General features: G+C 62.4%; 16 protein-coding genes. 6 read left to right on the top strand and 10 right to left on the bottom strand.

Translation table 11 applies throughout. The annotated features are described in order from the left end of the window. Positions 1–2: 2 nt before the first annotated feature. Positions 3–1727 (bottom strand): tetratricopeptide repeat protein, encoded by a 1725-nt coding sequence (locus tag HBO12_RS20185; RefSeq protein ID WP_170043037.1) that lies wholly within the window; start codon positions 1725–1727, stop codon positions 3–5. A 182-nt stretch (positions 1728–1909) separates the two neighbouring features. On the opposite strand from HBO12_RS20185, the gene hemA reads away from it, so the two are divergent. From hemA to HBO12_RS20155, 6 genes are all read left to right on the top strand, one after another. After that, complete coding sequence (gene hemA, locus HBO12_RS20180) at positions 1910–3199, top strand: glutamyl-tRNA reductase (protein WP_169954856.1); 1290 nt, start codon at positions 1910–1912, stop codon at positions 3197–3199. Beyond that, positions 3196–4278 carry a peptide chain release factor 1 gene (gene prfA / locus HBO12_RS20175; protein ID WP_169954857.1) on the top strand — a complete coding sequence of 361 codons (1083 nt, stop codon included), beginning with the start codon at positions 3196–3198 and terminating at the stop codon, positions 4276–4278. Before hemA ends, prfA begins: the two co-directional genes overlap by 4 nt. Next, the gene (prmC, locus tag HBO12_RS20170; protein ID WP_169954858.1) at positions 4279–5109 is read left to right on the top strand and encodes a peptide chain release factor N(5)-glutamine methyltransferase; all 831 of its coding nucleotides are present in this window, start codon (positions 4279–4281) and stop codon (positions 5107–5109) included. Next, positions 5103–5858: a molybdopterin-synthase adenylyltransferase MoeB gene (locus HBO12_RS20165; RefSeq protein WP_169954859.1), complete on the top strand. Its 756-nt coding sequence runs from the start codon at positions 5103–5105 to the stop codon at positions 5856–5858. Before prmC ends, HBO12_RS20165 begins: the two co-directional genes overlap by 7 nt. Next, on the top strand, positions 5851–6645 hold the full coding sequence (gene murI / locus HBO12_RS20160) for a glutamate racemase (RefSeq protein ID WP_170043036.1): 795 nt from the start codon (positions 5851–5853) through the stop codon (positions 6643–6645). Before HBO12_RS20165 ends, murI begins: the two co-directional genes overlap by 8 nt. Before the next feature lie 113 nt (positions 6646–6758). Continuing rightward, positions 6759–7277: an acyloxyacyl hydrolase gene (locus HBO12_RS20155; protein ID WP_169954861.1), complete on the top strand. Its 519-nt coding sequence runs from the start codon at positions 6759–6761 to the stop codon at positions 7275–7277. Between the two features lie 123 nt (positions 7278–7400). On the opposite strand, the gene HBO12_RS20150 is transcribed toward HBO12_RS20155, so the two are convergent. The 9 genes from HBO12_RS20150 to HBO12_RS20110 are packed head-to-tail and all read right to left on the bottom strand — an operon-like array spanning position 7401 to position 15110. After that, positions 7401–7706: a YkgJ family cysteine cluster protein gene (locus HBO12_RS20150; protein WP_169954862.1), complete on the bottom strand. Its 306-nt coding sequence runs from the start codon at positions 7704–7706 to the stop codon at positions 7401–7403. Positions 7707–7760: 54 nt separating this feature from the next. Then, on the bottom strand, positions 7761–8240 hold the full coding sequence (locus HBO12_RS20145) for a DUF2878 domain-containing protein (protein WP_169954863.1): 480 nt from the start codon (positions 8238–8240) through the stop codon (positions 7761–7763). Further along, complete coding sequence (locus HBO12_RS20140) at positions 8233–9504, bottom strand: SAM-dependent methyltransferase (protein WP_170043035.1); 1272 nt, start codon at positions 9502–9504, stop codon at positions 8233–8235. The genes HBO12_RS20145 and HBO12_RS20140 overlap by 8 nt, the downstream gene beginning before the upstream one ends. Next, positions 9491–10294 carry a DUF1365 family protein gene (locus tag HBO12_RS20135; protein WP_169954865.1) on the bottom strand — a complete coding sequence of 268 codons (804 nt, stop codon included), beginning with the start codon at positions 10292–10294 and terminating at the stop codon, positions 9491–9493. Before HBO12_RS20135 ends, HBO12_RS20140 begins: the two co-directional genes overlap by 14 nt. Beyond that, a complete protein-coding gene (locus tag HBO12_RS20130; protein WP_170043034.1) occupies positions 10291–11538 on the bottom strand; it encodes an FAD-dependent oxidoreductase in 1248 nt (415 codons plus the stop codon). Before HBO12_RS20130 ends, HBO12_RS20135 begins: the two co-directional genes overlap by 4 nt. Further along, on the bottom strand, positions 11535–12317 hold the full coding sequence (locus HBO12_RS20125; protein WP_170043033.1) for an SDR family NAD(P)-dependent oxidoreductase: 783 nt from the start codon (positions 12315–12317) through the stop codon (positions 11535–11537). The genes HBO12_RS20130 and HBO12_RS20125 overlap by 4 nt, the downstream gene beginning before the upstream one ends. Next, a complete protein-coding gene (locus HBO12_RS20120; protein WP_170043032.1) occupies positions 12314–12736 on the bottom strand; it encodes a nuclear transport factor 2 family protein in 423 nt (140 codons plus the stop codon). The genes HBO12_RS20125 and HBO12_RS20120 overlap by 4 nt, the downstream gene beginning before the upstream one ends. Continuing rightward, the gene (gene phrB / locus HBO12_RS20115) at positions 12729–14174 is read right to left on the bottom strand and encodes a deoxyribodipyrimidine photo-lyase (protein WP_170043031.1); all 1446 of its coding nucleotides are present in this window, start codon (positions 14172–14174) and stop codon (positions 12729–12731) included. Before phrB ends, HBO12_RS20120 begins: the two co-directional genes overlap by 8 nt. After that, positions 14175–15110, bottom strand: a complete 936-nt coding sequence (locus tag HBO12_RS20110) for a MerR family transcriptional regulator (RefSeq protein ID WP_169954870.1) — start codon at positions 15108–15110, stop codon at positions 14175–14177. Position 15111 lies beyond the last annotated feature (1 nt).

Below are 15111 nucleotides of genomic sequence, written 5' to 3'. Positions count from 1 at the left end.
AATTAAAGAGTCTCGGATCCGGTCAGGCGCTTGATGGTGCTGCGCAGGATAGGGCTGTCGGGTTGTTCCTTGAGGAACTTGGCCCAGATTTGTCGGGCTTCGCGCTGGTTGCCTTTGGCCCAGAGCACTTCGCCCAGGTGCGCGGCGACTTCCTGGTCGGGGAACCGCTCCAGGGCCTGACGCAGCAGGCGTTCGGCCTCGTCGAGGTTGCCCAGGCGGTAATTCACCCAGCCCAGGCTGTCGAGCACCGCCGGGTCTTCCGGGTTGAGCTGGTGGGCCTGTTCGATCAGGGCCTTGGCCTCGGCATAGCGCGTCGTACGGTCTGACAAGGTGTAGCCCAGGGCGTTCAGTGCCATGGCATTGTCCGGGTCGCGCTTGATGATCAGGCGCAGGTCTTTTTCCATCTGGGCCAGGTCATTGCGTTTTTCGGCCTGCATGGCGCGGGTGTACAGCAGGTTCAGGTCGTCGGGGTATTGCAGCAGGGCCTGGGCGAGGATTTTCCAGGCGCGCTCCCCCTGATTGTTGGCCGACAAGGTTTCGGCCTGGATCAGATACAACTGAATAGCGTAGTCCGGCTCGGCATCACGGGCAGCGGCCAGGCGTTTTTCGGCTTCGTCGGTGCGGCCGTTATTCATCAGGATATCGGCCTGGCGCAGTTGTGCCGGCAGATAGTCATTGCCGGGGCCGACCTGGGCGTATTCGATCAGTGCGCCTTGCGGGTCATCCCGTTCCTCGGCGATGCGCCCCAGATTCAGGTGGGCCGAATCGACATGGCTTTCCCGCGCGATCAGGTCTTCGAGGTAGCCCTTGGCTTCTTCCCAGGCCTTGGCTTCCAGGCAGACCAGTGCCAGGGAGTAACGCAATTCGTCATCGTCCGGGTATTGCTGGACCAGGCTGGCGAACTCTACCTTGGCGTCCTCCATGCGGTCCTGTTCCACCAGCATGCGTGCGTAGGTCAGGCGCAGGCGCTTGTCGTCCGGATACTTCTTGATGCTTTTTTGCAGCAGCGGCAAGGCTTCCTTGCCGCGATTGAGGCTTTGCAGCAGGCGTGCGCGCAGCAGCAGCGGGGCGATTTCACCTTCTTCCGGCGGGTTCTGCTCCAGCAGCTTGAGAGCCGCTTGCGGTTCATCATCCTGTTGCAGCAGCAGCGCCTTGCCAAAGACCAACTGGCCATTGCTTGGGTGCTTTTGCAGCAGGCGGTCGAAACTCTTCATCAGGCCATCGCGGGTGTCCTGGTCGGTGTCGGCGGCCGACAGGGCGAGGAAGTCGAAATGGGTGTCGCCCTTGCCCTGCAAGACTTTCTCCATATAGACCATGGAGTCGTCGTAGCGCCCGGCACGTGCCAGCTGGATCGCCGCGGCGCGCTGGGCTTCCAGGTCGTCCGGGGCGTTTTTCGCCCAGATCAGCGCGGTATCCAGGGCGGCCTGGTCTGCGCCCAGGTATTCGGCGATGCGAAACGCGCGCTCGGAGATCCCTGGGTCCTGGGTGTTGATGGCCTGGGTCACGTAGTTATCCAGGGCAATGTCGAAACGATTGCGCTGGCCGGCCAGCTCCGCGCTCAGCAGGCTGAACACTGTTTCTTCGCTGAACGAGGAATAAACCTTGGGTTTTTCAGGGGCGGGGGTGCTGTCTTCCACCGGCGCAGGATTCTGCGGCGATACGGGGGCCATGGACTGGCAGCCGCCGAGGAAGGCAAGGGCAAGGAGCAACGCGGAAGATCTATTCATATAGGAAGAGGACGACTAACCTGCGGTCGGATCATCATGACACAAGCCCTCGGCCAAACATAACCGAGTCTCAATTGGCGCCTTTATAGACACAAGGCATTAGGACAATAGACGACGGTGGTTGTTCTGGATGAGTCGAAGTAGGACAATTGTCGGCTTCTCGACATCATCAGCGATATTGAATGGCCTTCCTTGCTCTGGGTATCAACCACAAGACTGCTTCTGTAGACGTCCGCGAGCGCGTGGCGTTTACCCCGGAGCAGTTGGTTGAGGCTTTGCAGCAGCTGTGCCGGCTCACCGACAGCCGCGAAGCTGCGATCCTTTCCACCTGCAATCGCAGTGAGCTCTATATAGAGCAGGAACATCTTTCGTCGGATGGGGTGCTGCGCTGGCTGGCTGATTACCATCATTTGAGCCTGGATGACCTGCGCGCCAGCGCTTATGTGCATGAAGATGATGCGGCAGTTCGTCACATGATGCGTGTGGCATCCGGGCTCGACTCCCTGGTTTTGGGCGAGCCGCAGATCCTCGGCCAGATGAAATCGGCCTACGCCGTGGCCCGTGAAGCCGGGACCGTGGGGCCGTTGCTGGGGCGTCTGTTCCAGGCCACCTTCAATTCGGCCAAGCAGGTGCGTACCGATACGGCGATTGGCGAAAACCCGGTCTCCGTGGCATTCGCCGCTGTCAGCCTGGCCAAGCAGATCTTCAGCGACCTGCAACGCAGCCAGGCCTTGCTGATCGGCGCCGGCGAGACCATCACCCTGGTCGCCCGGCACCTGCATGACCTGGGGGTCAAGCGGATTGTGGTGGCCAACCGAACCCTGGAGCGCGCCAGCATCCTGGCCGAAGAGTTCGGCGCCCACGCGGTGTTGCTCGCCGACATCCCGGCGGAACTGGTGCGCAGCGATATCGTCATCAGCTCCACCGCCAGCCAGTTGCCGATCCTTGGCAAGGGCGCGGTGGAAAGCGCGCTGAAGCTGCGCAAGCACAAGCCGATTTTCATGGTGGATATCGCCGTTCCCCGGGATATCGAGCCGGAAGTCGGCGAGTTGGACGACGTTTACCTCTATAGCGTCGACGACCTGCACGAAGTGGTCGCCGAAAACCTCAAGAGCCGCCAGGGCGCTGCCCAGGCCGCCGAGGAAATGGTCGCGATCGGCGCCGATGACTTCATGGTGCGCCTGCGCGAGCTGGCCGCCGTGGATGTGCTCAAGGCCTATCGCCAGCAAGGCGAGCGCCTGCGTGACGAGGAATTGATAAAGGCCCAGCGCCTGCTGGCCAATGGCGGCAACGCTGAAGATATCTTGATGCAATTGGCCCGTGGCCTCACCAACAAGCTGTTGCATGCTCCCAGCGTACAGCTTAAAAAACTGACAGCCGAAGGCCGCCTCGATGCGCTGGCCATGGCCCAGGAACTCTTTGCCCTCGGTGAGGGCGCGTCAGACAGCTCTTCGGATAAAAAACTGCAATGAAAGCGTCACTGCTCAATAAACTGGACGTGCTCCAGGACCGTTTCGAAGAACTGACCGCCTTGCTCGGCGACGGCGAGGTTATTTCCGATCAGACCAAGTTCCGTGCCTATTCCAAGGAATACGCCGAAGTTGAGCCGATCGTGACCACCTATTCGCAACTGCTCAAAGTGCAGGCCGACCTCGAAGGCGCCCAGGCGCTGCTCAAGGACAGCGACCCGGACATGCGTGAAATGGCCGTGGAAGAAGTCCGCGAAGCCAAGGAAAAGCTCGTCGAGCTCGAAGGCGACCTGCAACGCATGCTGCTGCCCAAAGACCCTAACGATGGGCGCAACGTCTTCCTGGAAATCCGCGCCGGCACCGGCGGTGATGAGGCGGCGATCTTCTCCGGCGACCTGTTTCGCATGTATTCGCGGTATGCCGAGCGGCGCGGCTGGCGCGTGGAAATCCTCTCCGAGAACGAAGGCGAGCACGGCGGCTACAAGGAAATCATCGCCCGCGTCGAAGGCGAGAACGTCTACGGCAAGCTGAAGTTCGAATCCGGCGCGCACCGCGTACAACGTGTGCCCGCCACCGAGTCCCAGGGCCGTATCCACACCTCGGCCTGCACCGTGGCGGTATTGCCAGAACCGGACGAGCAGGAAGCCATCGAAATCAACCCGGCGGACTTGCGCGTCGACACTTATCGCTCATCGGGCGCCGGTGGCCAGCACGTCAACAAGACTGACTCGGCGATCCGCATCACCCACTTGCCGTCCGGCATTGTGGTGGAGTGCCAGGAAGAGCGTTCCCAGCACAAGAACCGGGCGCGGGCCATGTCCTGGTTGTCGGCCAAGCTCAACGACCAGCAGACCAGCGCCGCGGCCAACGCAATTGCCAGCGAGCGCAAGTTGCTGGTGGGCTCGGGTGACCGCTCCGAGCGCATTCGCACCTATAACTACGCCCAGGGCCGGGTCACCGACCATCGGGTCAACCTGACCCTGTATTCCCTGGACGAAATCCTTGCCGGTGGCGTGGACGCAGTGATCGAGCCGTTGCTCGCCGAATACCAGGCCGACCAACTGGCCGCGATAGGTGAATAAATGACCATTATTGCCAGCTTGTTGCGCGCCGCCGACCTGCCAGATTCGCCTACCGCCCGCCTGGACGCCGAATTGCTGCTGGCCGCTGCCTTGGGCAAGTCCCGCAGCTACCTGCACACCTGGCCGGAAAAAATCGTCAACAGCGAAGACGCGCTGCGCTTTGCCGATTACCTGCAACGTCGCCGCAGCGGTGAGCCGGTGGCCTATATCCTCGGCCAGCAAGGCTTCTGGAAGCTCGACCTGGAAGTCGCGCCGCACACCCTGATCCCACGCCCGGACACCGAGTTGCTGGTGGAAGCAGCCCTGGAGTTGTTGCCCGCCACCCCGGCCACTGTCCTGGACCTGGGCACTGGCAGCGGCGCCATCGCCTTGGCCCTGGCCAGCGAGCGCCCGGCCTGGCGCGTGACGGCGGTGGATCGCGTGCTCGAAGCGGTGGCCCTGGCCGAGCGCAATCGCCAGCGCTTGCACCTGGATAACGTCACGGTGCTTAACAGTCACTGGTTCAGCGCCCTGAAAGATCACACCTATCACCTGATCATCAGCAACCCGCCCTACATTGCCGACAGCGATCCGCACCTGGTGGCGGGCGATGTGCGTTTCGAGCCGGCCAGCGCACTGGTGGCCGGCCACGATGGCCTGGACGACCTGCGCCTGATCATCGCCCAGGCGCCGCAGCACCTGGAGGCTGGTGGCTGGTTGCTGCTCGAACACGGTTATGACCAGGCCCCGGCCGTGCGTGACTTGCTGCTGACCCAAGGTTTCGAAGAGGTCCACAGCCGTATCGACCTCGGCGGCCACGAGCGCATCAGCCTGGGGCGCCGGCCGTGCTGACCGATCAGGAGCTGTTGCGCTATAGCCGACAGATCCTGTTGCAACAGGTGGACATCGACGGCCAGTTGCGCCTGAAAAACAGCCGCGTGCTGATCGTCGGTCTCGGCGGCCTCGGTGCCCCGGTGGCCCTGTACCTGGCGGCTGCCGGCGTGGGTGAGCTGCATCTGGCGGACTTTGATACCGTCGACCTGACCAACCTGCAACGCCAGATCATCCACGACACCGACAGCGTTGGCCTGAGCAAAGTGGACTCGGCCATCCGCCGCCTGAGCGCGATCAACCCCGAGGTCCGGCTGGTTGCCCATCGCACGGCGCTGGACGCCGACTCGCTGGCCGCCGCCGTGGCCGATGTGGACCTGGTGCTCGACTGCTGTGACAACTTCACCACCCGTGAGGCGGTGAACGCGGCGTGCGTGGCGGCTGGCAAGCCCCTGGTCAGCGGCGCGGCGATTCGCCTCGAAGGCCAGCTCTCGGTGTTCGACCCACGCCGCCCGGAAAGCCCCTGCTACCACTGTTTATATGGGCACGGCAGCGATACCGAATTGACCTGCAGCGAAGCCGGCGTCGCCGGCCCATTGGTAGGCCTGGTCGGCAGCCTGCAAGCCCTGGAAGCCCTGAAGCTGCTGGCTGGCTTTGGCACACCGCTGGTTGGGCGCCTGCTGTTGATCGACGCCCTGGGCACACGTTTTCGCGAACTGCGGGTCAAGCGCGACCCCGGTTGCAGCGTCTGCGGTAGCCAGCATGGTTAAGGATGCACCGATTGGTGTGTTCGACTCCGGTGTCGGCGGTCTGTCGGTGCTGGACGAAATTCATCGGTTGTTGCCCCATGAATCGCTGCTGTACGTGGCAGATTGCGGGCATATCCCCTATGGCGAGAAAACCCCTGCATTCATTCGCGAACGTTCGCGGGTGGTCGCAGAGTTTTTCCGTGGGCAGGGCGCCAAGGCCTTTGTGATTGCCTGCAACACGGCAACCGTGGCGGCGGTCGCGGATTTGCGCAGTGATTACCCGGACTGGCCGCTGGTGGGCATGGAGCCAGCGGTCAAGCCAGCCGCCGCCGCAACCCGCAGCGGTGTGGTCGGGGTGCTGGCCACTACGGGCACCCTGCAAAGTGCCAAGTTCGCTGCGCTGCTGGATCGTTTTGCCACCGACGTGCGGGTGATTACCCAGCCATGCCCGGGGCTGGTGGAGCTGATCGAAGCCGGCGACCTGGACAGCCCGGCGCTGTGCCAGATGCTGCAAGGTTATGTCGCGCCGCTGGTCGAGGCCGGATGCGACACCATCATCCTTGGTTGCACTCACTATCCTTTCCTCAAGCCACTGCTGGCGACGATGCTGCCACCGTCGATCATCCTGATCGACACCGGGGCGGCCGTGGCGCGCCAACTGCAACGCCTGCTGGGTGAGCGTCAACTGCTGGCCGAGGGCAATCCTCGGGCCGCGCAGTTGTGGACCAGCGGTGATCCGCAACATCTCAGAAATATCCTACCCACACTATGGAAATTCAGCGGCGTTGTGCGAAGCTTCGCCCTGTGAAAAATTCGTGAAATAGCGGGTTTTCCGGCTGAACTTCTGCGTTGTCCGTGATTTCTATAGCTCTTGATGAGCAGTACAAAACCATACAACTTCGTTTGGAAAGGATGTTTCTTATGAGGCGCTTGTTCTGTTTGGCTGCGATTGCGGCCGTCGTGGTGGGACACTCGGTTTCGGCCCAGGCTGCCGGCCTGGAGTTTGCGGTGGGGCATACCAGCGATTCGACCATGACTTATCGTCTGGGCCTGCAATCGGACTGGGACAAGAGCTGGTGGCAGAGCGATGTGGGGCGCCTGACTGGCTACTGGAGCGGCGCTTATACCTTCTGGGACGGTGACGAACGGGCGAGTGTCAGCAGCCTGTCGTTTTCGCCGGTGTTTGTGTATGAATTTGCCGGTGAGTCGGTCAAACCCTACATAGAAGCGGGGATCGGGGTGGCGCTGTTCTCACGCAGCCGGGTCGAAGACAACAACATTGGCGGCGCTTTCCAGTTCGAAGACCGCCTGGGCTTTGGCTTGCGCTTTGCCGGTGGGCACCAGGTGGGGATCCGTGCCACGCACTATTCCAACGCTGGCATCAGCAGCCACAACGATGGTATCGAGAGCTATTCGTTGAACTACACCATGCCGCTCTGATTTTCCCCAGCACAGCAGAACCCATGTAGGAGCGGGCTTGCCCGCGATGCAGACGACTCGGTGCTTCAGACAAACCGAGGTGATGCTATCGCAGGCAAGCCAGCTCCCACATTTGCCCTGGGATCAGCGGTAGACCGTCGCAATCCCCAGGCGCTCTTCAAGGCACTCCGGCGCGCCCATCTCGAATTCCCGGCAGATCAGCGGTCGTTTCTCATAGATCGTGCACATCATCGTGTCGCGATCCAACGCCGCGCACCAGCCGTCGTCCAGGCGCAGCATGACTTCGCCGCCCCAATCGTCCGTATCGATAAAGCGATCAGGCACGCCAGTGTCGGTGATCAGCATGACTTCCAGCTGGCAGCAGCAGGCTGCGCACGTGGAGCAGGTGACGGCAGGTTCGGTGATTTGGGTGTGCGGGATGGTGGTCATAGGCGCGCAGTGTAAGGCAAGCCGGTCTAGCGCGTGTGAAAGCTCTGACAAACGTCAGCGCGCGAGCCGGTGCAGGCCAGGAAATACCACAGCCCACAGCAGCGCGATTGCCACCAGGGTTGGCACGGTGGCAAACCCGAAGCTCACACCGGCCAACTGGCTGCCGGCGTAGTACGACAGCGGCCCGCCCGCAGCTCCGAGCAGGCTTGCGCGCCACCAGGGCCGGGCGCTCCAGGCCAGGCAGTGGCGTAGGGTGGTCGCCAGCAGCGCCCACAGCAGGATCAGCCACGCAGGAATCAACGGGCCTGGATCACTGAATTCAAACACCCCGAGCGTGCGCAGCAGCGTGTCCAGCAGGGTGCCCAGCACGGTCACGCTCAAGATCAACCGCCACTCAACGGCCCACGAAGTTATCCACAGCAGGTGGACCGCCAGCACGCCCAGCCCGACCAACAACCACAGGCTGTCACCACCGATCACACAGGCAAACCAACCGCACTGGAACAACGCGGCGTTGGCCAGGTTTTTAAGCATTGAAGCGCCCGAGCAACGGTTGTGTCACCGCGCAGGGCTTGGCCAGCAGCAACTGCGCGGTGCCGATGGTGCGTTCCATAAAGCCGCCTTCGCAGTAGCACAGGTAGAACTCCCACAAGCGCAGGAAGTATTCGTCGTAGCCCAGTTCCGTCAGTCGACCGTGGGCGCGGCGAAAGTTCTCATGCCACAAGCGCAAGGTTCGCGCGTAATGCAGGCCGAAATCCTCCATGTGCAACAGGTTCATATCGGTGTCGCGGCTGACGATCTGCAACATCTTCTGTACACAGGGCAAGGCACCGCCGGGGAAGATGTAGCGCTGGATGAAGTCGACGCTGCCCTTGGCCTGTTCATAACGTTGTTCGCGAATGGTGATGGCCTGCAACAGCATCAACCCGTCGCTCTTGAGCAAGTGCGCGCATTGCTTGAAGTAGGTGGGCAGGAAACGATGGCCCACGGCCTCGATCATTTCGATGGACACCAGCTTGTCGTACTGCCCGCTCAGGTCGCGGTAGTCCTGCAACAGCAGCGTCACCTGGTCCTGCAGCCCCAAGGCCTGGATGCGCTGTTCGGTGTAGGCAAATTGCTCCTTGGACAAGGTGGTCGTGGTGACCTGGCAGCCGTACTGCTGCGCTGCATACAGGGCCATGCTGCCCCAGCCGGTGCCGATTTCCAGCAGGTGGTCCGATGGCTTGAGTGCCAGTTTCTGGCAAATGCGCTCCAGCTTGTTAAGTTGTGCCTGCTCCAGCGTGTCGTCGGCGGTAAGGAACTGCGCCGCCGAATACATCATGGTCGGGTCAAGAAACTCCTGGAACAGGTCGTTACCCAGGTCGTAGTGGGCGGCGATGTTTTTTTGCGAGCCCTTGTGGGTGTTGCGATTGAGCCAGTGCAGGCCTTGGGTGAGCGGGCGGGCCAGCTTGGCCAGGCCGCCTTCGAGGGCGTCCAGGACATCGAGGTTGCTGACCATCACGCGCACCACGGCGGTCAGGTCCGGGCTGCTCCAGAACCCATGGATAAACGCCTCGCCGGCGCCGATGGAACCGTTGGCGGCCACCAGGCCCCACACCGCCGGGTCGAGGATCTGGATCTCCCCCAGCAAGTGCGCTTCCCGTGCGCCGAACACCTGGCGCTCGCCGTCCTCGATCACCACCAGTTGGCCATGGCGCAGCTTGCCGAGTTGGCGCAGCACGGCTTTGCGCAACAGCGCGCCGGTCAGGCCGTTGACGTTCAGGCGGTTGGATTTGACCGATAAGCTAGGGGATTTCATGGCGACGATCCTTGGGATAGCCAATTGCACAGGCGCCATCGGCGGCCTGATGGGGAAAAATCGGTGTGCGTTTAAAGAGCAGGCGCAGCGCTTGCCAGTAGATGGCCAGGCAGGTCTTGGCGGTCATCCACGGAAAGCGCCGCAAGTAGCGATGCAGGCTGGCGCGGTCGAGGGCTTCGCGTTGCAGGCTCAAGGTGGCATCGAACACCTTGGTCTCGCCTTGCCAGTCGGCCATATGCACGCCCAGGCGCTGGCTCGGCGGGCTGAAGCTCATGCGGTATTCCAGGTCTCGGGGCAAAAACGGCGACACATGAAACGCCTTGGCCACCGCGAAATGCTGATGCTCGCCAACCGCCAGGGCCTGGGCCGGCAGCACGTAGTGATAACGCTCGCGCCATGGCGTGTTGGTCACTTCACAGACAATCGCCGCCAGTTGCCCGTCGGCCTCAAAGCAATAGAAGAAACTCACCGGGTTGAACGCCAGGCCCCAGCTGCGGGCCTGGGTCAGCAGGCAGATGTTGCCCTGGGGGGTATGCCCCAGCGCCGTGCCGACCACTTGGCGCACGGCATCGATCAAGCAGGTGCCGTCGCGGGTCAATTCACGCAGGTAATCCTGCTGGCGAAACGCAAAGGGCGCGAAGCGGCCATGACCTGCTAAGGGCGACAGCCCCAGCACCTGTTCCTGTTCGCTCAGATCCAGGTACAGCAGGCCGATGCGATAGCGAAAGGCATGGCCTTTGGGGGTGAAGCGCCGGTGGGCGATCCAGCCGCTGTAGAGCGCGCTGTTCACAGGGTTTCCCCAAAGGCTTGGGCCACGCGCAGGGCGCTGACCACGCCGTCTTCATGAAAACCGCTGGCCCAGTAGGCCCCGCAATAATAGGTGTGCCGGGCGCCATGCAGTTCTTCCCAGCGCGCTTGCGCCGCCACCGCCGCCAGGCTGTATTGCGGATGGGCATAGGTATAGCGGGCGAGAATCTTCAGCGGGTTGATAATCGCCGTCTGGTTGAGGCTCACACAAAAGGTGGTGGGGCTGTCGATGCCTTGCAGGATGTTCATGGCATAGGTGACGGCTGCCGGCTTGTGCGTGCTGGCGTCCATCCGATAGTTCCAGCTGGCCCAGGCCAGGGGGCGATCGGGCAGCAAGCGGGTGTCGGTGTGCAGGGCCACGTCATTGTCGGCGTAGGTTATCGCCCCAAGAATCTGCTGTTCAGCCTGGCTGGGATCGTCCAGCAGGGCCAGGGCCTGGTCGCTGTGGCAGGCGAAGACGACCTTGTCGAAAATTTCACGGCCATCGGCACTGTGGATAACCACGCCTTCTGGCGTGCGCTCGACTTTTTGCACCGGGCAGTTGAGGCGGATCTGCTGGCCAAACGAGCGGGTCAGCGGCTCGATGTAACGACTGGAGCCACCCTCGATCACACACCACTGCGGCCGATTGTTCACCGACAGCAAGCCGTGGTTCTTGAAGAACCGCACGAAGAACTGCAGCGGGAACCCGAGCATGTCCGCCAGGGGCATCGACCAGATGGCCGCGCCCATGGGCACGATGTAGTGGCGGATAAACCGAGGGCCGTAGTTGCCCGCCTGCAAGTATTCGCCCAGGGTCATCTGTGCGCTGATGCGTTGCTCCTGCAAATCCAGGGGCGCCTGGCGATTGAAACGCAGGATGTCGCGCAACATGCCCCAGAAACCCGGGGACAGGAGATTGCTGCGCTGGGCGAACAGGCTGTTGAGGTTGTTGCCGTTGTACTCGACATTTTCCTCGGGGTCGCACACCGAAAAACTCATTTCGGTCGGTTTGAACGGCACGCCGATCTGCCCCAGCAGGCGGATGAAGTTGGGGTAGGTCCAGTCGTTGAACACAATAAACCCGGTGTCCACCGCATACCGCGTGCCCTCGACGGTCACGTCTACCGTATGGGTATGGCCGCCAATCCGGTCGGCGGCTTCGAACACCGTGATGTCGTGACGGCGGCTGAGCAGATAGGCACTGGTCAGCCCGGAAATACCGCTGCCGATTATGGCGATCTTCACAGGTCGTCCTTCTGCGGCGGCGGGCTGCGCAGCATTCGTTTGCCGATGATCAGTTGCGCGCGGTTCGGCAGTTTCGACAGTGGCCACAGTGTGGCGATGAACAGCGCTGGGAAGGCGATTTCCAGCGGGCGTTTTTCCAGTTTGCCGAAAATATGCCGCGCGGCCTTGTCGGCCGGCCAGCTCAGGGGCATGGGGAAATCGTTGCGTTCGGTCAGTGGCGTATCGACGAAACCGGGGCTGACTACCGTGACATCAATGCCTTCGGGAGACAGGTCGATGCGCAGGGATTCGAACAAGTAGCGCAGGCCGGCCTTGGACGCGCCATAGGCTTCTGCGCGGGGCATCGGCAGGTAGGTGACGGCACTGGCGACCCCCACCAGGTGCGGGGTGTGACCGGCACGCAGCAGCGGCAGCGCGGCTTCGATGCAATAACTGCTGGCCAGCAGGTTGGTGCGCACCACGTGTTCGATAATCGACGCATCGAACTGCCGGGCATCCACGTACTCGCAGGTACCGGCATTCAGGATCACAGTGTCCAGGGCGCCCCAGGTCTGTGCGATCTGCTCGCCGATTTCCCGTACGACCTGGCTGTTGGTCAAGTCTCCGGCCACCACCAGCACTTGGCCGGGGTAACGTTGGGCCAGTTGTTCCAGCGGCGCCTTGGAACGTGCGCTCAGCGCCACCTGCGCGCCACTGCCGAGCAACTCTTCGGCCAGGGCGGCACCGATGCCACTGCTTGCTCCTGTCAGCCAATAACGGCGTGGCGATTTCAGGCTCATGCCATTCTCCCTTTCAACCAACGGACCAGCCGGCCAAGTACCGGCAGGTGTTCGTAAAGCAGCGCTCCGGCATCAAAGTAATCGCGGTGCCGGTAGACCTTGTCGTGCCATAACAGGTGGGAGCAGCCTTGCACTTGAATCTGTTGGCCGCCCGCCAGGCGCGGGTGGCAGAAACTCATGGTCCAGCGTAGATAACCCTCGCCTTCGGCCACGTGGTCGAAGCCGTGGAAGTCAAAATGCAGTTGCTTGACGTTGCTGTAAAGCTCGGCGAAGTACGCATTCAGCGCGCTGATGCCGTGGACCTGGTGCAGTGGATCGCTAAACGATATGTCCTGGCTGTACAGGCTGTCGAGCCGGTGCAGGTTGTGTTTGTTAAGACCGGCGAAAGACTCGGCAAACTGGCGCAGGAAATCACTCATACCCACCTCCTGCCGCCTGGCGCGGGGGCAGGGCACGAAAGGCCGCCAGCGCCCGCTCGCGGGAAGACTTCAGGTCGACGATGGGCCGTGGGTAGTCGGCCACGCCAAACAGGCCGCCGACGGCGTCGGGGTTGTGCACTTCCTTTTTGTTCAATCCCGCCAGTTGCGGCAGCCACTGCTTGATAAAACGCCCTTCGCCGTCGAATTTCTCGGACTGGCTCAACGGGCTGAAAATGCGGAAATACGGCGCCGAGTCGGTGCCGGTGGACGAACTCCACTGCCAGCCTCCGTTATTGGCCGCCAGGTCGCCGTCGATCAGGTGCCGCATAAAAAAGCGCTCACCCTCGCGCCAGTCGATCAAAAGGTTCTTGGTCAGGAACATCGCCACCACCATGCGCAGGCGGTTATGCATCCAGCCGGTTTCCAGGAGCTGGCGCATCGCGGCGTCGATGATCGGCAGGCCGGTGCGTGCCTCTTGCCAGGCGGCCAGGTCGGCGGGGGCGTGGCGCCAGGCCACGGCTTCGGTTTCCGGGCGAAAGGCACGATGGCGCGACACCCGTGGGTAGCCCACCAGAATATGTTTGTAGAACTCACGCCACAGCAGCTCGTTGATCCAGGTGATTGCACCGATATCGCCGCTTTCGAATTCACCCTGGTTGCTTTGCAGCGCCGCATGCAGGCACTGGCGCGGCGAGACCACGCCAGCAGCGAGGTACGCGGAGAGTTGGCTGGTGCCGGGCTTGGCCGGAAAGTCGCGTTCGTCCTTGTAGTAGCTGATCTGGGCATCGGCAAATTGCCCGAGGCGCCGCTGTGCCTCGTCTTCACCGGCCGGCCACAGGGCGCGCAGGGTGTCGCTGGGCGCGGCGAATCCTCTGACCTGTTCGGGAACCTCGTCGCTGACCAGTGCCAAGGCCGCCTGGGCCTTGGGCGTCGGCACCCGGCGTGGCAGGGCACTGTGCAGGCGGTTGTAACAGACCTTGCGAAACTGGCTGAACACTTGGAAGTAGGTGCCGGTCTTGGTCAGTACGCTGCCGGGTTGGAACAGCAGTTGGTCCAGGTAACTGTAAAAATCCACCCCTTGTGCTTCCAGGGCCTGGGCTACGGCGGCATCACGCCGGCTTTCGTGGATCCCGTACTCTTCGTTGGCGTGGACGGTCTCGACCGCCAAGGCCTGGCACAGCTCGACCAATACCTGTGGCACTTGATCCCATGTATCCGCGTGGCGGATCAGCAGTGGGATATTCAATTCACCCAGGGCCAGGCCCAGACACTTGAGGTTGCGCAGCCAAAAGTCGACTTTGCACGGCGCATCGTCATGGGCCAGCCATTGCTGCGGCGTGATCAGGTACACCGCCGCCGTCGGGCCACGCTGGCAGGCGGCAGCGAGGGCGGTGTTGTCATGTAGGCGCAGGTCGCTGCGCAGCCAGATCAGGTGCATTTAAAGAAGCCCACGCTGGATCAGGAGCTGATGGGCCGACAACGGGTCTTCGGCCAGCAACAGTTCAGGGATGTCTTGGGTTAATACCGCCAACTCGGCCTGGTGGATGCACACCGTTGGTCCGGCGAGGAGGATTGGGCAACTACTGCCGCTCAAGAGTTTCGGCAGCGCCGCCAGATTGATGGCCTTGCTGGAGTAGAGCACCACGGCGCGTGGTTGCAGGTGTTCGACCGCCAGGGCCAGTTCGCCGGTGGGCAACGGCCAGTCGAAGACTTCCACCGGGCAATCGGCGCTGCTGGCCAACCAGGCGCTCAACCACAGGTGCGGCTCCAGCGGCAGGTCGCAATGGTTGATCAGCAATAACGGGGAGCCACTGAGTTGGCGATTGTTGTGATACATCCGCGCGCCAAATTTGCTGCGCAGCCAAGAGTGGAAAAACACCCGCTCCATCTGCGCGCCGAACTGGCCTTGCCAGCGCTGTTCCAGTTCCTTGAGCAGCGGCAGCAACAGTTGCTCGCACAGGGTGCGCGGCGGGTAGAGGGCCATGGCCTGGTTGAACACATCATCGACCCGGCGCTCGGCCAGTTGGCTGATGGCTTGCACCAGGGTCTGGCGCAGGCCCTGCCATTCGTTTTCGCCGCTGTCGTCCACCGGCTGGGCGCTGTCGATCAACTGCTTGACCTGGCTGACCGGCACGCCACGGTTGAGCCAGGTCAGGATGGCCTGGATGCGCTGCACATGCTCGGTGTTGAACAGCCGATGGCCCTTGGGCGTGCGCTGCGGCACGATCAGGCCATAGCGCCGTTCCCAGGCACGCAGGGTCACGGCGTTGACCCCGGTCTGGCGCGCCACTTCGCGAATCGGCAGCCAGCCTTGTTCCAGGGCCTGGGCGACGTCTTCGACGGGGTGGGTGGGGTGGTGCAGGGAAGCATTCATG

The organism is Pseudomonas sp. WS 5059, assembly GCF_012985525.1.
GTDB lineage: Bacteria > Pseudomonadota > Gammaproteobacteria > Pseudomonadales > Pseudomonadaceae > Aquipseudomonas.
Note: the sequence above shows the minus strand (reverse complement) of the source record. Positions and strands in the feature narration are given on the sequence as shown.